At 39.6% G+C, this 23,312-nt stretch carries 20 protein-coding genes and 1 pseudogene; 3 read left to right on the top strand and 18 right to left on the bottom strand.

What is annotated here, in order from left to right:
- Positions 1–73: 73 nt before the first annotated feature.
- The 11 genes from SK637_RS00275 to SK637_RS00225 form a co-directional block, all read right to left on the bottom strand.
- Positions 74–265 carry a class IIb bacteriocin, lactobin A/cerein 7B family gene (locus tag SK637_RS00275; protein ID WP_033687902.1) on the bottom strand — a complete coding sequence of 64 codons (192 nt, stop codon included), beginning with the start codon at positions 263–265 and terminating at the stop codon, positions 74–76.
- Between the two features lie 34 nt (positions 266–299).
- The gene (locus tag SK637_RS09810; RefSeq protein WP_001004585.1) at positions 300–455 is read right to left on the bottom strand and encodes a hypothetical protein; all 156 of its coding nucleotides are present in this window, start codon (positions 453–455) and stop codon (positions 300–302) included.
- Positions 456–466: 11 nt separating this feature from the next.
- Entirely contained in the window at positions 467–595 is a 129-nt protein-coding gene (locus tag SK637_RS00265; protein WP_000658145.1) for a smi_0059.1 family bacteriocin-like peptide, read from the bottom strand.
- 482 nt (positions 596–1,077) lie between these two features.
- A complete protein-coding gene (locus SK637_RS00260; protein WP_001221869.1) occupies positions 1,078–1,809 on the bottom strand; it encodes a response regulator transcription factor in 732 nt (243 codons plus the stop codon).
- Positions 1,806–2,621, bottom strand: coding sequence for a GHKL domain-containing protein (locus tag SK637_RS09975; RefSeq protein WP_237397633.1), 816 nt, complete (start codon positions 2,619–2,621; stop codon positions 1,806–1,808). Before SK637_RS09975 ends, SK637_RS00260 begins: the two co-directional genes overlap by 4 nt.
- 729 nt (positions 2,622–3,350) lie before the next feature.
- Positions 3,351–4,529: a PspC-like choline-binding domain-containing protein gene (locus SK637_RS00250; RefSeq protein ID WP_033687899.1), complete on the bottom strand. Its 1,179-nt coding sequence runs from the start codon at positions 4,527–4,529 to the stop codon at positions 3,351–3,353.
- Between the two features lie 88 nt (positions 4,530–4,617).
- Entirely contained in the window at positions 4,618–5,799 is a 1,182-nt protein-coding gene (locus SK637_RS00245; protein ID WP_033687898.1) for an N-acetylmuramoyl-L-alanine amidase family protein, read from the bottom strand.
- 451 nt (positions 5,800–6,250) lie between these two features.
- Positions 6,251–6,484 carry an acyl carrier protein gene (locus SK637_RS00240; RefSeq protein WP_000136445.1) on the bottom strand — a complete coding sequence of 78 codons (234 nt, stop codon included), beginning with the start codon at positions 6,482–6,484 and terminating at the stop codon, positions 6,251–6,253.
- 5 nt (positions 6,485–6,489) lie between these two features.
- Positions 6,490–7,482, bottom strand: coding sequence for a phosphate acyltransferase PlsX (gene plsX, locus SK637_RS00235; RefSeq protein WP_033687897.1), 993 nt, complete (start codon positions 7,480–7,482; stop codon positions 6,490–6,492).
- The gene (recO, locus tag SK637_RS00230; RefSeq protein ID WP_033687895.1) at positions 7,479–8,249 is read right to left on the bottom strand and encodes a DNA repair protein RecO; all 771 of its coding nucleotides are present in this window, start codon (positions 8,247–8,249) and stop codon (positions 7,479–7,481) included. Before recO ends, plsX begins: the two co-directional genes overlap by 4 nt.
- Positions 8,246–9,415 carry a pyridoxal phosphate-dependent aminotransferase gene (locus SK637_RS00225; RefSeq protein WP_033687893.1) on the bottom strand — a complete coding sequence of 390 codons (1,170 nt, stop codon included), beginning with the start codon at positions 9,413–9,415 and terminating at the stop codon, positions 8,246–8,248. Before SK637_RS00225 ends, recO begins: the two co-directional genes overlap by 4 nt.
- A gap of 568 nt (positions 9,416–9,983) precedes the next feature.
- Between SK637_RS00225 and SK637_RS00220 the strand changes: the two genes are divergently transcribed.
- Entirely contained in the window at positions 9,984–10,994 is a 1,011-nt protein-coding gene (locus SK637_RS00220; protein ID WP_033687892.1) for a YeiH family protein, read from the top strand.
- A 219-nt stretch (positions 10,995–11,213) separates the two neighbouring features.
- On the opposite strand, the gene SK637_RS00210 is transcribed toward SK637_RS00220, so the two are convergent.
- Complete coding sequence (locus tag SK637_RS00210; protein ID WP_033687891.1) at positions 11,214–11,651, bottom strand: CoA-binding protein; 438 nt, start codon at positions 11,649–11,651, stop codon at positions 11,214–11,216.
- Between the two features lie 84 nt (positions 11,652–11,735).
- Positions 11,736–14,369: a DNA polymerase I gene (gene polA, locus SK637_RS00205; protein WP_033688007.1), complete on the bottom strand. Its 2,634-nt coding sequence runs from the start codon at positions 14,367–14,369 to the stop codon at positions 11,736–11,738.
- A 147-nt stretch (positions 14,370–14,516) separates the two neighbouring features.
- Between polA and SK637_RS00200 the strand changes: the two genes are divergently transcribed.
- On the top strand, positions 14,517–15,440 hold the full coding sequence (locus tag SK637_RS00200; protein ID WP_033687889.1) for an Rpn family recombination-promoting nuclease/putative transposase: 924 nt from the start codon (positions 14,517–14,519) through the stop codon (positions 15,438–15,440).
- 139 nt (positions 15,441–15,579) lie between these two features.
- Here the strand turns inward: SK637_RS00200 and SK637_RS10315 are convergent, their stop codons facing one another.
- From SK637_RS10315 to SK637_RS00195, 3 genes and pseudogenes are all read right to left on the bottom strand, one after another.
- On the bottom strand, positions 15,580–16,155 hold the full coding sequence (locus tag SK637_RS10315) for an LPXTG cell wall anchor domain-containing protein (protein ID WP_414717202.1): 576 nt from the start codon (positions 16,153–16,155) through the stop codon (positions 15,580–15,582).
- A gap of 132 nt (positions 16,156–16,287) precedes the next feature.
- Positions 16,288–16,458 (bottom strand): annotated as a pseudogene (locus SK637_RS10310) (SIALI-17 repeat-containing surface protein); the annotation flags it as partial.
- A 59-nt stretch (positions 16,459–16,517) separates the two neighbouring features.
- Positions 16,518–18,578 (bottom strand): hypothetical protein, encoded by a 2,061-nt coding sequence (locus SK637_RS00195; RefSeq protein ID WP_414717201.1) that lies wholly within the window; start codon positions 18,576–18,578, stop codon positions 16,518–16,520.
- Positions 18,579–18,780: 202 nt separating this feature from the next.
- On the opposite strand from SK637_RS00195, the gene SK637_RS00190 reads away from it, so the two are divergent.
- Positions 18,781–20,129, top strand: a protein-coding gene (locus tag SK637_RS00190) for an IS3 family transposase (RefSeq protein WP_135783529.1) whose coding sequence is annotated in 2 segments (ribosomal slippage) — positions 18,781–19,231 and positions 19,231–20,129 — 1,350 coding nt in all. Because the reading frame shifts where the segments join, the coding sequence is not laid out codon by codon here.
- 91 nt (positions 20,130–20,220) lie between these two features.
- Here the strand turns inward: SK637_RS00190 and SK637_RS00185 are convergent.
- On the bottom strand, positions 20,221–21,777 hold the full coding sequence (locus SK637_RS00185) for an N-acetylmuramoyl-L-alanine amidase family protein (protein ID WP_033687886.1): 1,557 nt from the start codon (positions 21,775–21,777) through the stop codon (positions 20,221–20,223).
- A gap of 141 nt (positions 21,778–21,918) precedes the next feature.
- Positions 21,919–23,241: a nucleoside triphosphate hydrolase gene (locus SK637_RS00180; RefSeq protein ID WP_033687885.1), complete on the bottom strand. Its 1,323-nt coding sequence runs from the start codon at positions 23,239–23,241 to the stop codon at positions 21,919–21,921.
- Positions 23,242–23,312: the final 71 nt, after the last annotated feature.

Here is a 23,312-nt window from a genome sequence, read left to right as displayed (position 1 = left end):
TCGATAACAATACCCCTAGTAATATCACTTCTTTTTTTAAAAACATAGAAATGCCTCTCTGACTACAATCAGATTATGGTCTATTCGCATAATACCCCAAAGCTGCTCCTCCAGCAAAAAGTGCTGCTCCACCTGCTACTGCTGCACCTATCTTCCAAATAGAGACTCCAGCGACTACAAGAGGCAATGCTCCCCCATCCACATCCATCAACTCTTCTTCTGTAAGAGCTACAAAGTTCTGTTCCATTTTGTCAAAATTTGTCATCTTTTTTCTCCTCTTGTTCTATTTTTTCTAAATCTTATCTTCTAAAAAATGGGGTTCCAATAAATACACCGCGTAACAATAGACCTGAAATTAGACCCCCTTGATAACTTTCCTTACTACCACCAACCATCAAGGCTAAGTCGCTTTCCTTTAATACCTCAATAGTATACTTGTCATTCATTTCATTCATTGCTTATCCTCCTAAAAACCTAAACCTCTACGAAATCCAATGTACCAATCTGCAAGGGTCTTCGTCCAATTTTCTCCACCTTGAATATCGGTCAATTCTTCCGAAGTTAACTCAACAAATTCATATTGATGTTCTTTCATTATTTTATTCCTTTCTTTTTCCTCTCACTTATTTATTCGAAAATGTACAACTAAATTAAATTTTATTTAAAAAATAATTTAATGAACCACGGATACAAGATTGGTAGATACATAAACCAGGCTCCTTTCTTTTTTCCTCTTACTTATTTATTCGAAAAATAATCCGAAAATACACAACTAAATTAAATTTATTTAAAAAACAACTTAATGAACCACGGATAAAAAATTGGTAGATACATGAACTAGGCTCCTTCCTTTTTCCTCTTACCTATTTATTCGAAAAATAATCCGAAAATACACAACTAAATTAAATTTATTTAAAAAATAACTCAGTGAACCATGGGTAGAACATTGATATAAACATGAACTAGGCTCCTTTCTTTCTCCTCTTACTTATCTATTCGAAAAAAAGTCAAAAAAATAAGAATATCAGAAAATTTTCCGATATTCTTATTGATAAACTCATCCAAGTCTAACAGATATTAGACATTGAGATGTTTTTTAAGGGTTCTTCTGGCTGTTCGTGATACAGGGAAGTGTAAGCCTTCTAACAAGGTCACTTCTGTGGCAGTCATCTCTTCAATCGCCTGTAAACTGACTAAAGTATTGCGATTGGCATAGACAAAGTAATCTTTTTCAGCCTTGGCAGCGATATCCTTGAGACTGCCGTAAATGGTCTTGATAGAATGATTGGCATAATAAACCTTGATACGATGGGATTCCACTGAGGTTTCAAAGGCTAAAATCTCATGGTAGGGCAGAGTAAAGCCCCGTCTTCCCTCAAAACTATAGGTAAAGAGACGCATATTTTCCCTCTTATCCACTGCCAGTACATAGTCTAGACAGCGCTCCAACTGATGACGGTAATCTTCCTCTGGCTGATCCTTGGAAATAAAATCCAAGGCAGACAAGTGATAGCGAAAAGCTAGAGGCAAGGCCTCCGAGTGTGTGGACACAAAGACAATACTTGTAAAGGGATCTCGCTCCCGAACCTGTTGAGCAACCTGAAAGCCCCGTTCACGCTCTCCATCAATCTCTAAATCCAATAAGTAGAGCTGATAATGGTCAAAATACTGTGAATACTTTTCAACGTCCCCATAGTTTTTGGCAATATCAATTTCCAATCTTAAATTGCGAGAGCGACCGATATCTAGCAAAGTCTGCTCTATCCGTCCTTGCTGGACCCTATCGTCTTCCAAAACTAAAATTCTCATTCCTCTCCCCCTCGTTTCTCATCCTTAAATGGCAATTCTAAATCTTGTCTAAAAGTCGTCTCTCCTAGCTGGGTATCTAAGTTTAAATCATAATGAAAAACCATATCCTCCAAGGTTGCTAAGCCCAGTCCACTGTGGTTGCCCTTGGTAGAGTAACCCTTTTGACTGAGAATGCTGGGATTCAGTTCTTCTTTCTTACGAGTGTTTTCAATGATAAAACGGACGCTCCTATCACCTGCCAACAAAGCAACCCGAATCTGCGGATTTTCAGCCTCACTGGCTGCCTCTAAGGCATTTGTCGTGAGGATAGAGAGAATACGGATAGCCTCTAACATAGGCAAAGCCAGCTCTTCGACGACCCCCACCGTCTCCAAACTAAAATGAATTCCCTGATTATCTGCCACAATCATGGCTTTTGCCAAGGTATTACGAATGGCTATATCATGGATATTATGAAGATTAAAGGCCGTGTAATCCGCCTTCCTCAGCTTTTCATTGGTCTTTAGAAAGACATCTCGATAGATGGTAGAAACTTCAGTCATGTCTTGATTCGCTATAGCAGGCTCCATGCTGGCGACAATCCCCGCAAAATCATGACGGAAACCTCGAACCTCATCATAGAGATGACCCAGCTTGTCCACCATCCCTTGCAAGGAACGATTCTCATCTTCCTGTCTCTGAATGGTCTGCTCATCACGATAAACCTGCTCTAAGTGTCTGATATAAAAGAGCCAGGAGAAAAAGAGAATGAAAATCAGGAGAGAAATGGTCGTGTCAAAGCGAACGTAAAAAGAACTATTTCTATTGGTCATGAACGAAGAGAATATCCTAAATCCAGTCAGAGGTAGGATAATGAAAAAACTCTTACGATAGTGGGTTTTAAAAGTATCTGAAAAGAATAAATCCAAATCCAAAGACCAACGCTTCATAATTTTACAACATAGAAAGATTGATAATAAATCAAATATAGATATATATAAAGTAGAAAACGAATCTACGAAACAACAATGCTCACCAGATAATACACGAATCCAAATTGTCAAAAATAAATAACGAATACTTTGAAAGAAGAGAAAAAGATACAGAGAAAGAAAAAGAGATTCCCCTTTTCCCTTGTGCAATACTAATAAAAAAATACAGTAAAAGAAGAGAAGAACTCCTATATGAAATAATTCTCCAAATGTTTGACGAGCAAATAAACTAATTAAAAATATAAGTATCCAATAACGTTTTTTATAAAATTCTGGGGAAATTTGAGCACCCAAATAAATAGTAGGCACCATGGTTGAAACGACTACCAACAGAATATATAGCACAGAAACTAAGAATTCTAAAATAATCATAGAATAAAACGACTCCTAATTTATTTAAGCGAAATAATATTTATCTCCCCGATACAACTCTCTAGTTTTTCATACTTTCTGAAAAACGATACATCTACAAAAGGCTTTAGTTTCTTTTAAAATACAAGAAATCTAAAGCCTCTTGAAAATGATTTGCACGTTTTAATTTTATATTCGTTGTGAAGATTGCTTATCTATTTATTTTACCACAAGAACCTTGTAATATTCATACTTATTTGGCTGTGTAATCTTAATTTTTTGACCATAGAAACCATCGATTTCTTTGTCAAAATAATCTGAAAATCTTGATGGCAAGCGTTTCATCTTAAGAACCTCACCAGATTGGTCTGCATATACAAGTAAGTGATGGTGGGTTGTAGCCATACCATCATCAATCAGTACAAAGTAACCTGTTTTGAGCTTACCTTGTCCATTATCTAAATAGTATAGTTTATTGTTATTGATTGTGAAGTTATCCAATCGAAGTCGTACACCTGGGTCTTCTAGATAAAGATCATTGCCAACTTTTTTGATTTCTGATCTAGTTGTCATCTCTGGAAGTGGTAATACTCTACGACCATCTGCTCCAAAGTAATATCGACCTGGTAGATTTTGGAAATTACGAATAACAGCTTTAGGATCAATTTCTTGTCCTTCTTCTTTATTATCCACTAAAGCTAAGGTAGTATTTGCAACCTCATCCCCATATTTGTCGGAAAACTTCTTGAACTCAGGTTTGATATACCAAGTATTTTTAGCCACGATAACATCAGTATAGTTATGTCCGTCAAATTTTGATGTAATCAGATACTCATATCCATCACCTAAACGGACAATATCATCATCTTTATAAGGGCTATTTTTTAAAGTCAACATATAGCCATCCTTACCAATGATATAACTTTCTCCATCGCTGGCTGGAACAGCTCTGTCTGCGACCATAGCACCTGATTTTTCAAAGTAAGACCATTGACCATTGGCAGTTGCCCATCCTGTTGCCATAGAGCCACTGCCTTTTAGGTAGTACCAAGTAGACCCTTCTTTGTACCAACCTGTACGCATGGCGCCACTATCTGCGAGTGAGTACCAGGTGTTACCTTCCTTGTACCAGCCAGTGCGCATAGCACCACTATCTGCTAGGGAATACCAGGTATTGCCGTCTTTAAGCCAGCCTGTCTGCATTTTACCAGCGCTATCGAAGTGATACCAAGAGCCAGCATTTTGCACCCATTTACTTTTAGCTAAGCTTCCATCTTGAGAAAGATTCCAGTCAGCGCCATTTTTAACCCAAGTATCTGCAGCCTGTGCTTGATTAATTGACAAAAGAAGACCAGCACCTGCAAGCAGACCAAGAGTGAGTAGTTTAGATTTTTTCATAGTCATTTCCTCCTATTCTATAGCGAAATGAACATGACTTCCTAGTATACAAAGCTGTTCGCTTTTTCGTTTTACTATGTGAAATAGTTTATTTCACAACAGAAACATTTCCTGTCTTACTATCGATTTTAACAGTTTGACCGTAGAAACCGTCAATTTCTTTATTAAGATAATCTGAAATTCCTGTTGGCAATCGTTTCATTTTAAGAATTTCACCAGATTGGTCTGCATAAACAAGAATATGATAGTGATGATAGTTTGGTCTATCATCAATCAATGCAAAATAACCTGTTTTGAGTTTGTCATTAGCACCATCTAAGTAATATAGTTTATTATTATTGATTGTGAAGCTGGTAGCTCCAAGAAAAAGTCGTGCACCTGGATTTTCTAGATAGACATCATTTCCAATTTTTTTAATCTCTGAATAGGTAGTCATTTCTGGTAAATTTGTTACGCGACGACCATCTGCCCCAAAGTAATACCTGTTTGGTAAGTTTTGGAAATTCTTTATAACAGCTTTAGGATCAATTTCCTGTCCTTGATCTTTATTATCTGTTAAAGCCAACATCGTATTGGAAACTTTATCTCCATATTTATCAGAAAACTTCTTAAATTCAGGTTTTATGTACCAAGCATTTTTTTCAACAATGACTCCATCTTTTCTATGAATAAGATGATAATCATACCCATCAGACAAAGTAACAATATTTGTGATAATTGTATCATCCGCTTGAGATTGTCCAACCTGACTTGGGAGTTTGGTTAACAGATATCCATCCTTACCAATGACATAACTTTCTCCATCGCTGGCTGGAACAGCTCTGTCTGCAACCATAGCACCTGAGTTTTCAAAGTAAGACCATTGACCATTTGCAGTAGTCCATCCTGTTGCCATAGCGCCACTGTCTTTGAGGTAGTACCAAGTAAACCCTTCTTTGTACCAACCTGTACGCATGGCGCCACTATCTGCTAGGGAGTACCATGTGTTACCTTCCTTGTACCAGCCAGTACGCATAGCCCCACTATCTGCGAGCGAATACCATGTATTGCCGTCTTTGAGCCAGCCTGTCTGCATTTTACCAGAACCGTCGAAGTGATACCAAGAGCCAGCATTTTGCACCCATTTATTTTTAGCAAGACTACCATCTTGAGAAAGATTCCAGTCAGCACCATTTTTAACCCAAATATCTGCAGCCTGTACTTGATTGATAGACAATAGTAGGCCAGCACCTGCAAGCAAACCAAGTGTAAGTAGTTTAGATTTTTTCATAGCCATTTCCTCCTAAAATAGATAAATCCAAAGTAAGAAAATCAAATATAAACGAAGTCAAAATAGATGTCAGGTTCATGAACCTGAACCATAAGACCTCCTAACATTTCCAAGAATATAAGATAGAGACTAGTTTATCAAAAGTACATAGCCATCACTTTCCCCCAACTATAAAATAAATCCTTTTTTATATCTACATTATAGTCCTGTAAAAAAGGAAAGTCAATTAAAATTGTGATTATATTAACATTTTTGTTCTAACAGAAATCCATTTATTTTTTCATTTGATCTTCATTTCTTATCTCCTTTTTGGAGATTGATTTTTCTGACTCCATTATATCCTTTATTTGTTTTCATATCTCTCCTGTCCCTAGAAAGACTAAATCTGTTCCTAAACGGTCACTTGAACCAAAGAAAAATTCCAAAGCAAATGCCTTGGAACTTCTTATCTTTATTTTGCTTGAATGATTTTAACCACATCTCCTACACTTTGCAGTTGGTCAATTTCCTCATCGCTGATTTCGATATTAAATTCATCTTCCAGCGTCAAGATAAACTCCATCAAATCAACTGAGTCAGCATCCAAATCGTCTTTCAGACTCAAGGATTCTGTCACGACAAAATCCTCTCCCTGTCGCTCTTGAATAATGGTCACAATACGGTCAAAAATTTCTTTTTCTGTCATCTCTTTTATTCTCCTGAAAATTCACGCGCAGTCTGGGCAACTACGTCTGTCTCTAGCATGGTACGAATCTGGCGGATTGTACTATAAACAGCCTTGGCATCGCTTGAGCCATGAGTCTTGACAACAGGTGCCTTGACACCAAACAAGACTGCTCCACCAACATCTGAGTAGTTGAGCTGTTTTTTCAAACCTCTGAGGCTGTCCTTGAGAAGGAGGGCACCTAGTTTCGCTCGAAGACTACCACCTGTAATAGCGGTCTTGAGCAAGCCCATGATTCCTATAGCTGTCCCTTCGATGGATTTGAGCACAGCGTTTCCCGTGAAACCATCTGCAACAACAACATCTGCAACGCCATTCATCAAATCACGTGCTTCCACGTTTCCGATAAAGTTCAAACTTTCATCAGCCACTAGTAATTCATAGGTTTCCTTACGAAGCGGGTCGCCCTTACTACTCTCTGTTCCGTTATTGAGCAAGCCAACACGTGGTTGCGCAATTCCACGGACATTTTTAGCATAGAAGGAACCTAGAACCGCATATTGATGGAGGTGCTGGGCTGTATTTTCTGCATTAGCACCGAGGTCCAGCATGTCAAACCCCTTCCCATCTACAGTCGGCAAAGTTGACATAAGCCCAGGACGATCGATGTTCTTGATACGACCCACGATGAAAAATCCTGCTGCTAGTAAAGCACCTGTATTCCCAGCTGAGAGAACAGCGTCTGCTTCTCCCTCTTTGACAGCCTTGGCCGCCAATACCATACTGGCATTTTTCTTCTTCCGAATAGCTCTCGTAGGTTCATCGTCTGAATCAATCTTCTCATCCGTATGGATAATGCTAACGCGCTCTGTCGCTGTCAGATATTGCTTGATTTTAGCTTCATCTCCGTAGAGTTGAACCTCGATATCTGAAAAGTCAGCTAGGGCTTGATTGACACCCTCAACGATGGCCTGAGGTGCGTAATCGCCCCCCATGGCATCTACTGCGATTTTTTTCATTTCTTTTCCTCTTTTAGTAATTGTCCCCAGTCTGCTAGGGAATCAATAAATTTCTTTGATTTTAGGTGAATCCCAACGTATTCTTCGTAGAGTTGATCCATAAATTGGCGTAACTCTTGCTTGATTTCAGGCTTGAGCGAAATGGTCTCCAAAGTCTCAAAATCAATGGCTTGAAATTGATTGAGCAGATAAGGGATATTGGGATTGAGATGGCAACGTCTCTCATCCTCATGATAATGCTCTGGACAGAGGCAGGCGCCATATTTGAAAGAAAAGTCAAAAGCCTGACCAACCCGATGACAAAAGACACACTCATTAAAATTGAGGCTGATCCCAAATCGGGTCAAGATTTGAATTTCAAAAATGTTGGTCAAAACCTGATAATCCAAGCCAGCTTCCATCAACTCCAAAGTCTTTTGTAAAAAAGCAAACAAGGGAGCATCCTGCTGATTGTCCTGCAAACTAGCATCGGCAAGAGCCGCCACATAGGTCGCATAGGCCATGACAAAGAGGTCGCTATTAATCTTTGGAAAGGTCATCACCTCGTGATAGTCCTCAATGTAGCTAAGTCCGTCATCATTGATTCGCAAGAGAAATCGTGCCAGCACCAAGGGCTGAATAACAGGGCCCAGCTTAGACTGACCAGCATGTTTGACGAAAAACATCCGCTTACCAGCCTGCTCTGTAAAAATCTTAACTAGCTTGTCATCCTCACGAAAGTTGCGATTGTAGAGCACCAAACCTTGACTCGTGATAGACTGAATCATGCTTCTCTCATGTACTCCTCAAGACGTTTCATGGCTTCTTTGATAATCTCCATGCTCGCTGCATAAGACAGTCGAACATAACCTTCTCCATAACGCCCAAAGGCAGCACCAGGGATAAAGGCAACAGCCTTCTTCTGAGCAAAATCCTTCAGAAAAGCAAAGGAATCTTGATTGTAGCTATCTGGAATCTTAGCAAAGATATAGAAGGCACCGTCTGGTTTGATAATCTCAAAACCAAGAGCAGTCATTTTTTCGATGATATAATCCCGACGCTGGATGTATTCCTTCTTCATAGGCTCCGCATCATTTTTACCAGCCGTCAAGGCTTCCACCGCAGCATGTTGAGCCATGGTATTTGCGGCAGTCACCAAGTACTGATGACTCTTAATCAACTGGGCTATGAAGACTGCAGGAGCGAAAATCAGACCCAAACGCCAACCGGTCATGGCATGTGATTTAGATAGACCATTGATAATAATAGCCTGGTCTCTCAACATAGTTCCCAGAGACACATGGGCTTCGCCTGTGTAGGTCAATTCTGAGTAAACCTCATCACAGACAACAAAAATTTCGTACTTGCGTAAAACAGCTGCCAAGGCCTCCAACTGCTCCCGACTGTAGGTAATTCCTGTCGGATTAGCTGGATAGTTGAGAATAACCGCCTTAAGCTTGTCCCCCTGCTCCAAAATGGCCTTCTCCAACATTTCAGGAGTCAAGACAAACCCATTTTCAGTTGTATCAATCTCGACAACCTCTGCCCCAACTAGATTGACAATTGGTTCATAACCTGGATAGGCAGGAGCTGGCAAGAGCACCTTGTCTCCCTCTTCCAAAATAGCCGTCAAAGTAGCAGATAAAGCCTCTGTCGCCCCAATTGTAACCAAGATTTCATTTTCAGGAGCATAGTCCAGTTGGTACTTTTCCTTAACAAAGTCACTGGCTGCCTGACGTAGAGTCAGCAGGCCACTCATCCCTGTATAGTAGGATTGATTCTGATCAATCGCTCGCTTGGCCGCCTCCTTGACATGATTTGGCGTTGTAAAATCAGGTTCCCCCAAGGTCAAACGCAAGACCCCAGGAATCTCCGAAATAGCCTGGTCAAACTGACGAATCAACGAAACTTGAATCTTATCTAACTGTTTATTAAAGCGCTTAGTTAAGTCCATAGATACCTCCTACTTTCAAAACGTATCTCTATTATACTACAAAAGCCCCTCGACCGCAAAAATACATGATAGAATAGCGCTAGCATAACAAATTGAAGTATGTTAATTTAAATTCATTACAACACTATGTTCTTAGAATACTCAATGAAAATCTCATGAGACTAGGAATCGAGGTGAAAGCATAACTAAAGTTAGGTAAGCCGAAGATGACAACGTATCATGAGATTTTCAACGAGTATTGAGGTTTTGATAATCTTCGTTACAACTATTCTAGCACCGTTACTGATTACTATTACCGGTAATGTCATTTCTGAGTGAATAGTCAGAAAGTGGTTAGATAAGCGCGACAAAAATATAACCTGAGTTTAGTTTTAATGTAACTGGACAAAAAGAAATACCAGAGGTGGAGCTCTGGTATTTTTGTTTTTGCCAAGACTTCGTTACAGTTCTTGTAAGATTATTATCACATGATTAGCGCTACTTGTCAAATAATTGTTAGCTCCACTTTCTATTTTACTTTTCCTGTTTATAGGTCTATAATAGTAACAGATTCTATTTGGAGGTTTTTATGTCATTTCTATCAAAAAATGGAGCAGGCATCTTTGCCTGCCTTCTCATTTCTATCGTATCTTGGTACTTAGGAGGATTCTTCCTTGTGATTGGCGCGCCTGTATTTGCGATTTTCATAGGCATGCTCCTACATCCCTTTCTCTCGTCTTATAAACAACTGGATGCTGGATTGACCTTTAGTTCTAAAAAATTGCTCCAATATGCCGTTGTCTTGCTTGGTTTTGGTCTCAATATCTCGCAAGTCTTCGCAGTCGGACAATCTTCACTCCCTGTCATCCTATCCACCATCTCAATAGCTCTGATTATTGCCTATTTCTTCCAGCGCTTCTTTGCACTGGATACAAAACTGGCTACCTTGGTTGGAGTAGGTTCTTCAATCTGTGGGGGCTCTGCTATTGCAGCAACAGCGCCCGTTATCCATGCCAAGGAAAAGGAAGTAGCCCAAGCCATCTCCGTTATCTTTTTCTTCAATGTCTTGGCTGCGCTCATCTTTCCAACGCTAGGTACCTGGCTTCATCTATCCAATGAAGGCTTCGCCCTATTTGCAGGAACTGCGGTCAATGACACTTCCTCTGTAACCGCCACAGCCAGCGCTTGGGACAGTCTCTACCAGACTAATACCCTCGAATCCGCAACCATTGTCAAACTTACGCGGACTCTGGCTATCATCCCCATCACTCTCTTTCTCTCCTACTGGCAAAGTCGCGAGCAAAAAAATAAGCAAGGCTTACAACTGAAAAAAGTCTTCCCACTTTTTATCCTTTACTTTATCCTTGCCTCTCTCCTCACTACACTACTCACCTCTCTAGGTGTGTCCAGTAGTTTCTTTACCCCTCTCAAACAACTCTCCAAATTTCTCATTATCATGGCCATGAGTGCTATAGGACTCAAAACCAATCTGCTAGCTATGATCAAATCCAGTGGAAAATCCATTGTTCTCGGGGCCATCTGCTGGATTGCCATCATCCTCACCAGTCTTGGTATGCAGACCCTTATCGGCATTTTCTAATCCTCTTCGAAAATCTCTTCAAACCACGTCAACGTCGCCTTGCCGTAGGTATGTGACTGACTTCGTCAGTCTTATCTACAACCTCAAAACAGTGTTTTGAGCTGACTTCGTCAGTTCTATCTGCAACCTCAAAACAGTGTTTTGAGCAACCTGCGGCTAGTTTGCTCTTTGATTTTCATTGAGTATAACACAAAAGGTAGCCCACCAGCTACCTTTTTCTTATGCTTCCTCAATCAAGCGTGTATGTTCTCTCTTGATGCAACGATTCATCACGATATCATCACATCCACCAGCACGCAAGATCTCTTCCGCTTCCAGACTTTCAAGTCCTAGCTGTGCCCAAAAAATCTTGGCATCAACCTTGAGAAAATCACGCGCCACATCTGGCAAAAACTCACTGCGACGGTAAACATTGACAATATCTACAGGAAAAGGAATCTCAGCTAGGCTGGCATAAGCCTTTTCACCCAAGATTTCGCCACCTGCTGCCTTGGGATTGACTGGGATAATTTTATAACCCCGAGCCTGCATTTCCTTAGTCACTCGATTGCTAGTTGTTTCCTCACGGTCTGACAACCCCACCACAGCAAGGGTTTTACTCGTTGCTAGATACTGACGAATCACGCCATCACTTGGATTGATAAATTCTTGACTCATAGAAATCCTCCTTTTTCATCAGTATAGCACAATTTGAAAAGGCTTGCATAATTCTACTACAAAAAAGGAGGACTAGCCCCCTTTTTATTTAGCCTCATACCAGGTTGCCCCTTCATTTTCATCTGCGATAAGGGGAACACTGAGTTGAATGGCTTCTTCCATGGTTTGTTTGACCAATTTTTTCATCTTTGCCAATTCAGATTTAGGAACTTCAAGGACGATTTCATCGTGCACTTGCAGAAGCATCTTAGTCTGATAACCACCTGCAACCAAGGCTTTATCCAGCTGAATCATGGCAATCTTAAGAATATCTGCTGCCGAACCCTGGATAGGTGAGTTGATGGCCGTTCGCTCTGCAAAACCACGAATGTTGAAGTTGCGCGAATTGATATCTGGCAACTCACGACGACGCTTGAAAAGGGTCTCTACATAGCCCTTATCACGCGCCTCACGCACCACCTCATCCATGTAGTTTTTAATACCTGGGAAGCGTTCAAAGTAGGTATCAATATAGGCTTTGGCTTCCTTACGGCTAATGCCCAGATTATTAGACAAACCAAAGTCTGAAATCCCGTAAACCACTCCAAAGTTGACAGCCTTGGCATTGCGACGGTCGTTTGCAGTCACATCCTCAGGACGCTCAATGCCAAAGACCCGCATGGCTGTCGAAGTATGGATATCTGCCCCCTCTTGGAAGGCCTTAATCAAGTGCTCATCCTTCGAGATATGCGCCAAAACGCGCAATTCAATCTGTGAATAGTCCGAGCTGAGAAGAACACTATCCTCCCACTCTGGCACAAAAGCCTTCCGAATGAGACGGCCCTGCTCCAAACGCACAGGAATGTTTTGCAAGTTTGGATCCACACTAGACAGACGCCCAGTCTGGGTCAAATCCTGCACATAGCGAGTATGAATCTTGCCATCAGCCAAAATCCAGTCCTGCAAGCCAATTACATAAGTGGATTGAATCTTGGCAATCTGACGATAGTCTAGGATTTTCTTAACAATCGGAGCAATAGGAGCCAGGCGCTCCAAGACATCCACCGCTGTCGAGTATCCAGTCTTGGTTTTCTTAGTGTATTCTAGAGGTAACCCCAATTTTTCAAAGAGAAGTACCCCCAACTGCTTAGGCGAGTTAATATTAAACTCCTCACCAGCCAGTTCGTAAATCTCCTGAGTCAGTTTTTCAATGACAAACTCATTTTCAGCCTGCATCTCAAGCAAGGTCTCTTTCTTGACCGTAATCCCAGCAATTTCCATCTTAGCAAGGACAAAAGCTAGAGGTTGCTCCATATCATAAAGAAGCTCTAATTGCCCATTTTCGCTGAGTTTTTCAAGTAAAATAGGCTCTGTTTCGATCAAAACTGCAATCTTACGAGCCAAGTGTTCCAAGAATTTCTCACGTTCAGGAAGGGCCTTTTTAACACCTTTACCGTAGAAGGTCTCATCATCAACCAAATAAGTCTGACCATAAAGACTAGCGATAGTCGCAATTTCATTGTCCTCCACAGTCGAAAGGAGGTATTTAGCCAAACGGCTGTCAAAAGCAGGCGCCTGTAAATCCACACCCAAACGATACAAGAGAACTTTAGCCTTCTTAAAGTCATAAACTCTCAAAGGTGTTTTTTCTAAGAAATCCTTTAAAATCGGTTCTTGCAAAAGCTCAAGTTTATCTGTAGCATAGAGCTTTTCCCCACAAGACCAGGCAAATCCAACCGAATCGTCCGTATGGTAATTCTCTCCAAAAAGCTCAAAATGGAAGATGGACTCTTCACTCAGCATATTTTGACTGACTTGGTCAACAATAGTAAAGTCCAAACTCTCAGCCACATCAGCTGACGACACATTTAAAGCCTGCTTGAGCTGTTTGAAGCCCATCTCATCGTAGAATTTCCCAAGATTTTCCACATCTGGACCACTATAGACCAAATCCTCCAAACCAATCTCAATCGGTGCCTTGGTATCAATGGTCGCTAGTGTTTTAGACAAAAAGGCCTGTTCCTTATCATGGATGAGATTTTCCTTCATCTTAGAAGCCTTCATCCCATCGATATTCTCATAAATCCCCTCAAGCGAACCATGCTCCAGCAAGAGCTTGATACCCGTCTTTTCACCGATTTTAGTCACCCCAGGGATATTATCCGACTTATCACCCATGAGCGCCTTGAGATCGATAAACTGAGCCGGTGTAATGCCCATCTTTTCCATAAGATATTCTGGCGTAAAGGCCTCAAACTCAGCCACACCTTTCTTAGAAATTTCAACCACCGTATGCTCATCCGTCAGCTGAATCAAGTCCTTGTCCCCACTGACAATGGTAATATCAAAACTATCCTGCTCTGCTAGCTTATCCAGTGTCCCAATGATGTCATCCGCCTCATACTGAGCTAACTCATAGTGACGAATCCCCATATGATCCAGCAACTCACGAATGAAAGGAAATTGCTCACGAAACTCATCAGGAGTCTTAGCCCGACCACCCTTATAGTCCGCATACATCTCGGTACGGAAGGTCGTCTTTCCCGCATCAAAAGCCACCAAAATATGACTCGGTTCAACCCGCTCCAACAAATGGCTCAACATCAACTGAAAGCCATAAATCGCATTGGTATGCAAGCCAGCCGCATTCTTAAAACGGTCCAATTGCTGATAGAGCGCAAAAAATGCCCGAAAAGCAACAGAAGACCCATCAATCAATAATAATTTTTTCTTATCCATACACCCATTATAAAGGAAAGCACCAAAAAATACCATTGGGAAGAGCCAGACCAAGTATTTTTCATACTTTTTCCGAATAAATAGATAGAGCCATATAATCTAGTAAACCTAGATTTGAAAATGTGCTATAATGAAAGGAGAGGAAATATGATTCTCAGACATCCGGGCATTAGCCCGACCAACGATTTGATTGCTAAGAAAATCTTTAGTAATCCAGAAATCACTTGTCAATTTATTCGCGATATGCTGGACTTACCAGCAAAAAATGTGACTATTTTGGAGGGAAGCAATATTCATGTCTTGCCTTCCCTGCCGTACTCGGCGCAGGATTTCTATATCAGTATAGACGTCTTGGCAGAGTTGGACAATGGCACTCAAGTAATCATTGAAATTCAGGTGCATCATCAGAATTTTTTCATTAATCGTTTATGGGCTTATCTGTGCAGTCAGGTCAATCAAAACCTCGAAAAAATACGTCAGCAAGAGAGTAATACTCACCAGAGTTATAAACATATTGTACCAGTATATGCTATCGCTATCGTAGATAGTAATTACTTCTCAGATGATTTAGCTTTCCACAGTTTCAGTATGCGCGAGGACACGACAGGTGAGGCTTTAACAATTACAAACAATGGACAAGAAAACCATCTAGTCAAGATGGCATTCTTGGAATTAAAAAAATACAGAGAAACCAGCAAAGACAAGGTTCGTAAGCCATGGTTGGAGTTTTTCGGGAACAAACCCTTTACCCAACAACCTGAGCGAGCCATCAGCCAGGCAGACCAACTGCTAGACTATAAAAGCTGGTCCGAGGAGGACAGGAAAATGTTTAGTCAACTACGTATGCGTGAAGAACAAGCGTTATTGGCTCAGGATTATGCCTTGGAAACAGCTAGGGCCGAAGGTATTGAACAAGGTTTAGAGCGTGGTCTTGAACAGGGACTGGAGCGTGGGAAAGCTGAAGGTAGTTTCGCTATGTTAGCAAATCTAGTTCGCCAAGGTCTTCTGACACCTGAGATTGCCAGCCAGCAGTTGGGCATGACCGTCGCTGAGTTTGAGTCACTATTGTAAGTTTATAGAATAACATAAAAGTGAACAAAACTGAAACATCGTTTTGTTCACTTTTTTCTTCTTTTCAATAGAACTCTCACTATAGTCCATATCACAAAAAGAGAAGGTCATAATCCTTCTCTTTTATATCTTCAACTAATTAGTTTTTGCGTTTCACAAATGGAAGGGCACCAAGGAGCAAACCAAGGAATCCTAATGATGCAATTGCAACATTATCTTTACCACCAGTGTTAGGAAGTTCTTTCTTATCTTCTGCTTTCGCAGCTGGAGCTTGATATGTATTATCTTTATTAGTACCTGCTACAGTTGGTGCAACCGCAGGAGTTGCTGTTGGCATAGCTGGAGCATCCGTTCTAGGAGTTGTTGGTGTAGCTGAAGCATCTGTTCCAGGAGCAGCTGGTGTTGTCGGTACAAGTGCAGGTTCATTCACAGCTGTAGTATCAGGATTTTCACGCGGTGGATTTCCAGGTGTTCCAACTTTAGCTGGGATTGGGAAATCAGGAGCTGGTTTTTCAGGTCTTGATGGCACTGTATTGTCTTTATTCGATTTAGGCAATTTACCTTCATTTAATTTTGATAAATCAAACTCAGGTTTGTCATTCACAAGATTTAACCAAGCAGCTTTAAGTTCTTCTAATTCTGCTTTAGCTTTATCTAATTCACCTTTCAAACCTTCTACAAAATAGTCTTCAGCACCATTTTCCGCATCTTTCACGTCAGATTCGAGTTTTTCAACTTCTTTTTCAAGACGTTTGATTTCAGACCTAATATCTGGAACTTCTGTTTTAGGTTGTTCAGCTGGTGCTTTACCTGCTGGATTTTCTTCAGCTACGGGAGCGTCAGGATCATTTACTCCACCGTTGAACTCTGGTTTTTCTGTAGCTGTTGGTGCATCATCATTAACACCACCAGTAAATTCATTAGTATTAGGAGTAGAAGATGGAGTTTCATCATCATTTACTCCACCTGCGAAGTCTTTTGGTTCTTCACCTTTAGGAACTTCTTTTAAGTTTTCGATATAACCTAAAGTTGCGTTGTAATCATCAGTTAGTGTATCGATTGCATCTTTACGTGCTTTTAATGATTCGTTAACTCGTCGAATTTAGCTTGAGCTTCATCAGTTGCAGTCTTAGCAGAAGCAACAGCAGCTTCTAGCTTAGTAACAGCATCTTGTAATTTATCCTTAACATCTTGTTCAGCATTGTTTTTCTTAGCTGTTGCAAGTGCAGTTGTAGCTTTTTCTAAAGTTTCTTTTTGTTGTTCTAATGCTTTATTTTTTTCTTCAACTACTTTAGCTTTTTCAGCAGCATCTGCTTTATCTTTGTCAGCTTCTTTAGTTAATTTTTCAATTTTTTCAGCTAAATCGTCAGCAATATCTGTAAGTTTTTTAACGATTGGTTTAGAAGCTTCTTTATTGTACGCTGCATCTAATTTTTCTTTATCAGCAGCAGAAAGTTCAGCAAGACGTTTTCCGTCTTGTTTTGTAGCTCCGATTTCGTCTGCTTTTGAATCTTGATTTTTGTTAGCTTCAGCAGTCGCATTTTGATCTTCTAATTCTTTAGCAGCTTGTGAAGCGGTGATAACACCATCTTCGATAGTTTTTAGTAAATCAGCTTTACCGATTGCAACTTTAGCTTCTTCTATAGCTTTAGCTTTGTCAGGGATTTTAGAATTTTTGTTAATTTCAGCTTCTGCTTCTTTTTCCAGTTGCTCTAAAGCTGCTTTAAGTGCTTCTAAGTTATCTTTTTCTTCTTTTTTAAGTTCTTCAACTTTTGCTTTTGCTTTTGCCACATCTTCTTTAGCTTTAGCTAATTCAGCCTCTGCGTCTGCTTTAGCTTTATCTGATTCTGTTTTTGCAGTCTCAGCAGCTGTTACATCATCAGCTTCTTTTTTAGCTTTAGCTGTAGCTTCATCTGCTTTTGTTTTAGCTTCATCTGCTTTTTTCTGCAATTCAGCAACCTTAGCATCCGCTTCTGCTTTGGCTGCAGCAGCTTTTTCAGCTTCTGTTTTTTCTGCTGGTTTAGCTGGTTCTTCTTCTACCGGTTTAGCTGGCTCGTTAGCTTCTTTTTCTTTAGCAGCCTTCACTTCGTCAAGAGTTTTGTTGTACTCATCAGTAAGTTTGTTTAATTCATCAGCAACAGCTTGAGTATCAGCAGTAGCTTTATCGAATGCATCTTGAGCAGCTTCGTTAGCTTTTTCGATAGCTTTAACAGCTTTATCTAATGAAGCAACGATATCATCAGATGAACCATTATTTTTAGCTGATTGTAATGCTTCGTTAGCTTCTTTTAATGTATCTTCTTGTTTTTTAAGAGCTTCCGCTTTTTTATCTTCTTCAGCTTTCAATGCTTCAGCATCTTCTTTAAGCGCATCAACATTTTCACCTAAATCATCAGCTTTATCTTGAAGTTTTTCTGATTGTGGACGAGCAGCATCTGCTTTTTCAGCTTTGTCAATTCCAGCCTTAATGTCTGCTGGTAATTGATCTTTTGATTTAGATTCAGCTGGAGTTTTAGCAGTGTTACTTGCAGTATTGTTGTCGTTTTCTAATTCTTTAAGAATATCCCCAGCTTTTAAATCACCAGATTCTACAGCCTTCAACAATTCCTCTTTTGCTTTTTTGTCGAGTAATTCGTTATCATCAGGTAATTGTTTTAAAGCCTCGGTTAATGCTTCTTTAGAATCAGCTTCTTCTTTTTTAGCGTCTTCTTCTTTCTTCGCCTCTTCTTTTGCTTTAGCATCTGCTTCTGCTGCTTTTGTTTTTGCTGCAGCTAATTCTTCGTCAGCTGCAGTTTTAGCTTTTTCAGCTTCAGTTTTTGCAGCTTCAGCTTCAACAGCTTCTTTTTTCTCTGCTTCAAGTTTTGTATCAGCTTCTTTAGCTGCTGCAGTCGTTGTATCTACTTTAGCTTGAGCTTCAGTAACTTTTCCTTCAGCTTGTTTAGCGTCAGCTTCAGCTTGTTTAATTTCTGGACTTGTAACTTCTGATTTAGAAGTGTCAGTAGCTCCAGTTTCCGCTGGTTGAGTTGTAGTTGTATTATCCTCTGCAGCTTTTACAACTGACGGTTGAGATGCCGCAAATGCCGCTCCCAAAACAGCCACACTAGCCAAGCTAGTTAAAATCAGTTTCTTTTTGTTCATCTTGTGTACCTCTTTTTAAGAATCATATTTATGTACATTATAAACGTTTTTTAGAGAATAATCAAGAAATACGTTATATTATATATAATTTATTATTAATATGTTAGTTTTCAAAAATATGAAAAACTCCAAAAAAGAAAGCCTATTTGAACTGCACCCCAAAAGTTAGACATAAAAATCTAACTTTTAGGGTGTTTTTATTATGAAATTAACTTATGAAGATAAAGTTCAAATATATGAATTAAGAAAGAAAGGAGAGAGCTTTAGACAACTTTCAAATCAATTTGGGATAAACATTTCTAATCTTCAGTACATGATTAAATTGATTGATCGTTATGGAATAGAAATCGTCAAAAAAGGAAAGAATTGTTACTATTCTCCTGAACTAAAACAAGAGATCATTGATAAAGTTCTTCTTGAGGGGCATTCACAAATTAGGGCGTCTCTGGATTATGCTCTTCCAAGTAGTGGATTACTTTCGAATTGGCTGGCACAATATAAGAAAAACGGGTATACTATTGTTGAGAAAACAAGAGGGAGACCACCTAAAATGGGACGTAAGCCAAAGAAGAGATTTGAAGATATGACAGAATTAGAACGTCTTCAAGCAGAAAATGAGTACTTGAGAGCGGAGAATGCCATTCTAAAAAAGTTGAGAGAACTCCGATTGAGGGACGAAAAGGAGCAAGAAGAAAAACGGAAATTGTTCAAGGACTGGTAACAGAGTTTTCTTTAGATATCCTTCTAAAGATTATTAAGCTTGCCCGTTCAACCTATTATTACCACTTAAAACAGCTGGATCAAAGCGATAAAGATTATGATATTAAAGCTGAAATTCAGTCAATTTATACTGAGCATAAAGGAAATTACGGCTATCGTCGCATGACTCTAGAATTACGAAATCGTGGCTTCGTAGTGAACCATAAGAAGGTGCAGCGTCTGATGAAAGTAATTGGTTTAACGGCTCGAATTCGCCGTAAACGGAAGTATTCTTCCTACCAAGGAGAGGTTGGCAAGAAAGCAGATAATCTTATTCAACGTCAATTTGAAGCAACCAAACCAATGCAAAAGTGCTACACAGATGTGACAGAATTTGCCATTCCAGCAAGTAGCCAAAAGCTTTATTTATCACCAGTTTTAGATGGCTTTAACAGCGAAATTATCTCCTACAATCTTTCTACTTCGCCGAACTTAGTACAAATAAAAGCTATGCTAGAACAAGCCTTTACAGAGAATCATTACGAAAATACAATTCTCCATAGTGACCAAGGATGGCAATATCAACACGATTTCTATCATCATTTTTTAAAGAATAAGGGAATCCAACCATCTATGTCACGTAAGGGAAATAGCCCAGATAACGGTATGATGGAATCTTTCTTTGGCATTCTTAAGTCTGAAATATTTTATGGTTATGAGAATACGTTTCAGTCACTTGAACACTTGGAACAAGCTATTGTAGACTATATTGATTACTACAACAATAAACGAATTAAGGTAAAACTAAAAGGACTTAGCCCTGTACAATACAGAACTAAATCCTTTGCTTAAATTAATTGTCTAACTTTTTGGGGTCAGTACAATTGTATAAGCTCTCTTTTTATTTTCATTACTTACATTCTCTATGGTAAATTTTCCACTTTTAAACCCACTCACCGTTGGCATTTACTGTGTAACCATTGATTGTAGTGCTGACAGCAAGGGCACCTGAACTATAAGCATAGTACCATTTACCATCTACTTGGAACCAGCCAGTCTTCATAGCGCCTGAACCATCAAGATAATACCAACTACCACCTTGTTTCAACCAACCAGTTTTCATAGCACCTGAACCGTTCAAATAGTACCAAGTACCACCAACTTGAGCCCAGCCTGTTGCCATTGCACCTGAACCATTTAAATAGTACCATGTGCCACCATCTTGCAACCAACCAGTTTGCATTTCGCCTGAACCATTTAAGTAGTACCAAGTGTCACCTTCTTTAAACCACCATTTTTGCATCACGCCTGTAGCATTAAAGTGATACCATTTACCACCATCTTTCAGCCAACCAGTCTTCATTCCATCTTCTTTAGAGAAATAATACCAGTCACCCTCAACCTTCTTCCATCCAGCCTGACGATTTCCTTCGCTGTCAATGAAGAATTTTTTACCATCAATCACAACAATCCCTTGTTTAAGGACACCTTCCTCATCCAAGAAATAATGTTTCCCATCAACAGTAATATCACCCGTTAAACGGACACCTTCTTTAACATAGTAAGTTTTATCATCGATTTTAACAAAATCAGTTTTCTTCTCACCATCTTCTACAAAATAATAAGTCTTGTCAGCAACTTTTACAAAGCCTAGCTTTTTAACACCATCTTTTTCATCTAGATAGTATTGCTTATCACCTGCTGTCAATAGACCTTTCTTCATAGCGCCATCAGCTTCAAAGTAGTAAGTCTTATCATCGATTTTTTGCCAACCGCTAACCTTTTTACCGTCCTTAATGTAGTAGACTTTTCCGTTCTCTGTTTTGAACTGACCTGCCGCTGCAGACTGATTTTGGTTGCTGTTTCCAGCATTATTTTGGTTAGCGTTAGTGGCTGTGTTTGAACGATAGACATGATAAAGAACACCGTCTTTTAACTCACCTGTAACGTAGTCATAGTTAGCAATCGTTGGATGGCTTGTATCTGAAGCTTCAGAACCTTTACGCGGATCCTTAATATTTACTGGATCGCTACTACCCTCTTTATAAACTACAAAACGAACTTCTTTGATTGCTGAATTCCCACTAGTTGTTGCACCAGTTTGATTGTTGTTCGTATTTGTACTCGTTGCAGCAGCTGTATCTCCACCATGGTAAGGATTAGTCTGAGCAGAAGAATTATTACTATTACCTGTTGCAGCAGTTGTAGCATCTGGAGCATATGTATGATATAGTATACCATCCATTTCTTCACTAGTAGTATACTTATAGTTCTCAATTTTAGGCTGTTCCTTAATAGATGCATCTGTTACAGCAGATCCTGTCAATGCAGCTTTGATATCAACAAGTCTACCATTTTGAAATGCCACATAGTGTACTTCTTTAACCGTAGAAGTTGTCGACACACTTGCCGCTCCTGTGTCGGCCGCTTGTACTTGTTGAACTGTCGCCATAGCTAGTACAGAAGTTGCTAGCAAAATACCTGTTACTGTTTTTCTCATAGGAAAATCCTCCTGTATTAAGATAATAAATTTATCTAGATTATATACTTTTTCTATAATAAATGCAATAAAAAACATAAAAAGTGTAAAAATATTTAAATATAAAAAGAGAGCAGTTGAAAAACCACTCTCTTAGTGTTATTATACCCACTCACCGTTGGCATTTACGTAATAACCATCAACTGTAGTGCTTACTGCAAGGGCACCTGAACTATAAGCATAGTACCATTTACCACCCACTTGGAACCAACCAGTTACCATAGCACCTGAACCTTTAAGGTAGTACCAAGTACCACCAACTTTAGCCCAGCCAGTTTCCATAGCACCTGAGCTGTTTAGGTAGTACCAAGTACCACCATCTTGCAACCAGCCAGTTTGCATTTCACCTGAACCATTTAGATAGTACCATGTGTTACCATCTTTAATCCACCATTTTTGCATCACGCCTTCAGCATTAAAGTAGTACCATTTACCACCGTCTTTAAGCCAACCAGTTTGACGTTTACCTTCATTATTCACATAAATCCAATGATTGTCAACTTTGTTCCAGCCAGCTTTAGTATCAGAATCATCTGTCAAGAAGTAAGTTTTACCGTCAACAGTGATTTCACCAAACTTACGTTCACCTTCTTCAGTGACATAGTAATACTTGTCGCCAGCACCTTTGATAAGGCCAGTCTTACGTTCACCTTCTGCAGTGATGTAATACCATTTACCAGCGCTATCTTTTACAATACCTGATTGAGCTTTACCTTGTTCATCAAAGAAGTACCATTTCGTACCAACTTTATGAGCTCCGTTTGCCACAACACCGTCTTTTACAAAGTGCGTTTCACCGTTATCTGTAACAACTTCTGTTCTACGGACACCATTTGCATCAAAGTAGTAAGTCTTTTCGCCCACTTTAAGGAAACCAGTTTTCTTAACACCTTGATTGTCTAGGTAGTAGCGTTCAGAGTTGTTCTCGATGATACCACGAGCCATAACACCTTCACTGTTGAAGTAGTAAGTCTTGTTATCAATCATAACCCAACCTTTAACTGGGTTTCCGTGTGAATAGAAGTAACGGTTACCTGATGACTCACGCCAGCTGTTATTTTTATCAGTTGATTTATAACCTTGTTTATTCAAATCCGCAGACGCTGTATTTGGGTCATTTTCCAACTCAGCAAGTTTTGTACCCTTTTCTACGAATAAGTAATAACGAACTCCACCCTCTACATATGTATTTTGGTATTCAAATTGATCAATATATTTATGTAGATCAATTTTTTGATCACCTGATTCAAAGTAGACTGTTGTACGAGTCTGTGAACGGTCATTTGCAATCGTTACCCATTCTGTTTTACGAACAAACTCGTCTGCATGTACAGATGGGGCTGTGATAGCTGAGTAAGCAGTTACGGTAGCACCCGCCATTGTGACACTAGCAAGAGCTAGAGCTAAAGCTTTTTTATTTTTCATGTGAACATTCTCCATTCTTAAATTTAGCTATTACGCTTTTCTTTATTGTATCTTATTTTTACAAAAATTTC

Source organism: Streptococcus mitis (genome assembly GCF_000722765.2).
GTDB classification, from domain to species: domain Bacteria; phylum Bacillota; class Bacilli; order Lactobacillales; family Streptococcaceae; genus Streptococcus; species Streptococcus mitis_AQ.
This window is presented reverse-complemented; position numbering and strand designations above follow the sequence as displayed.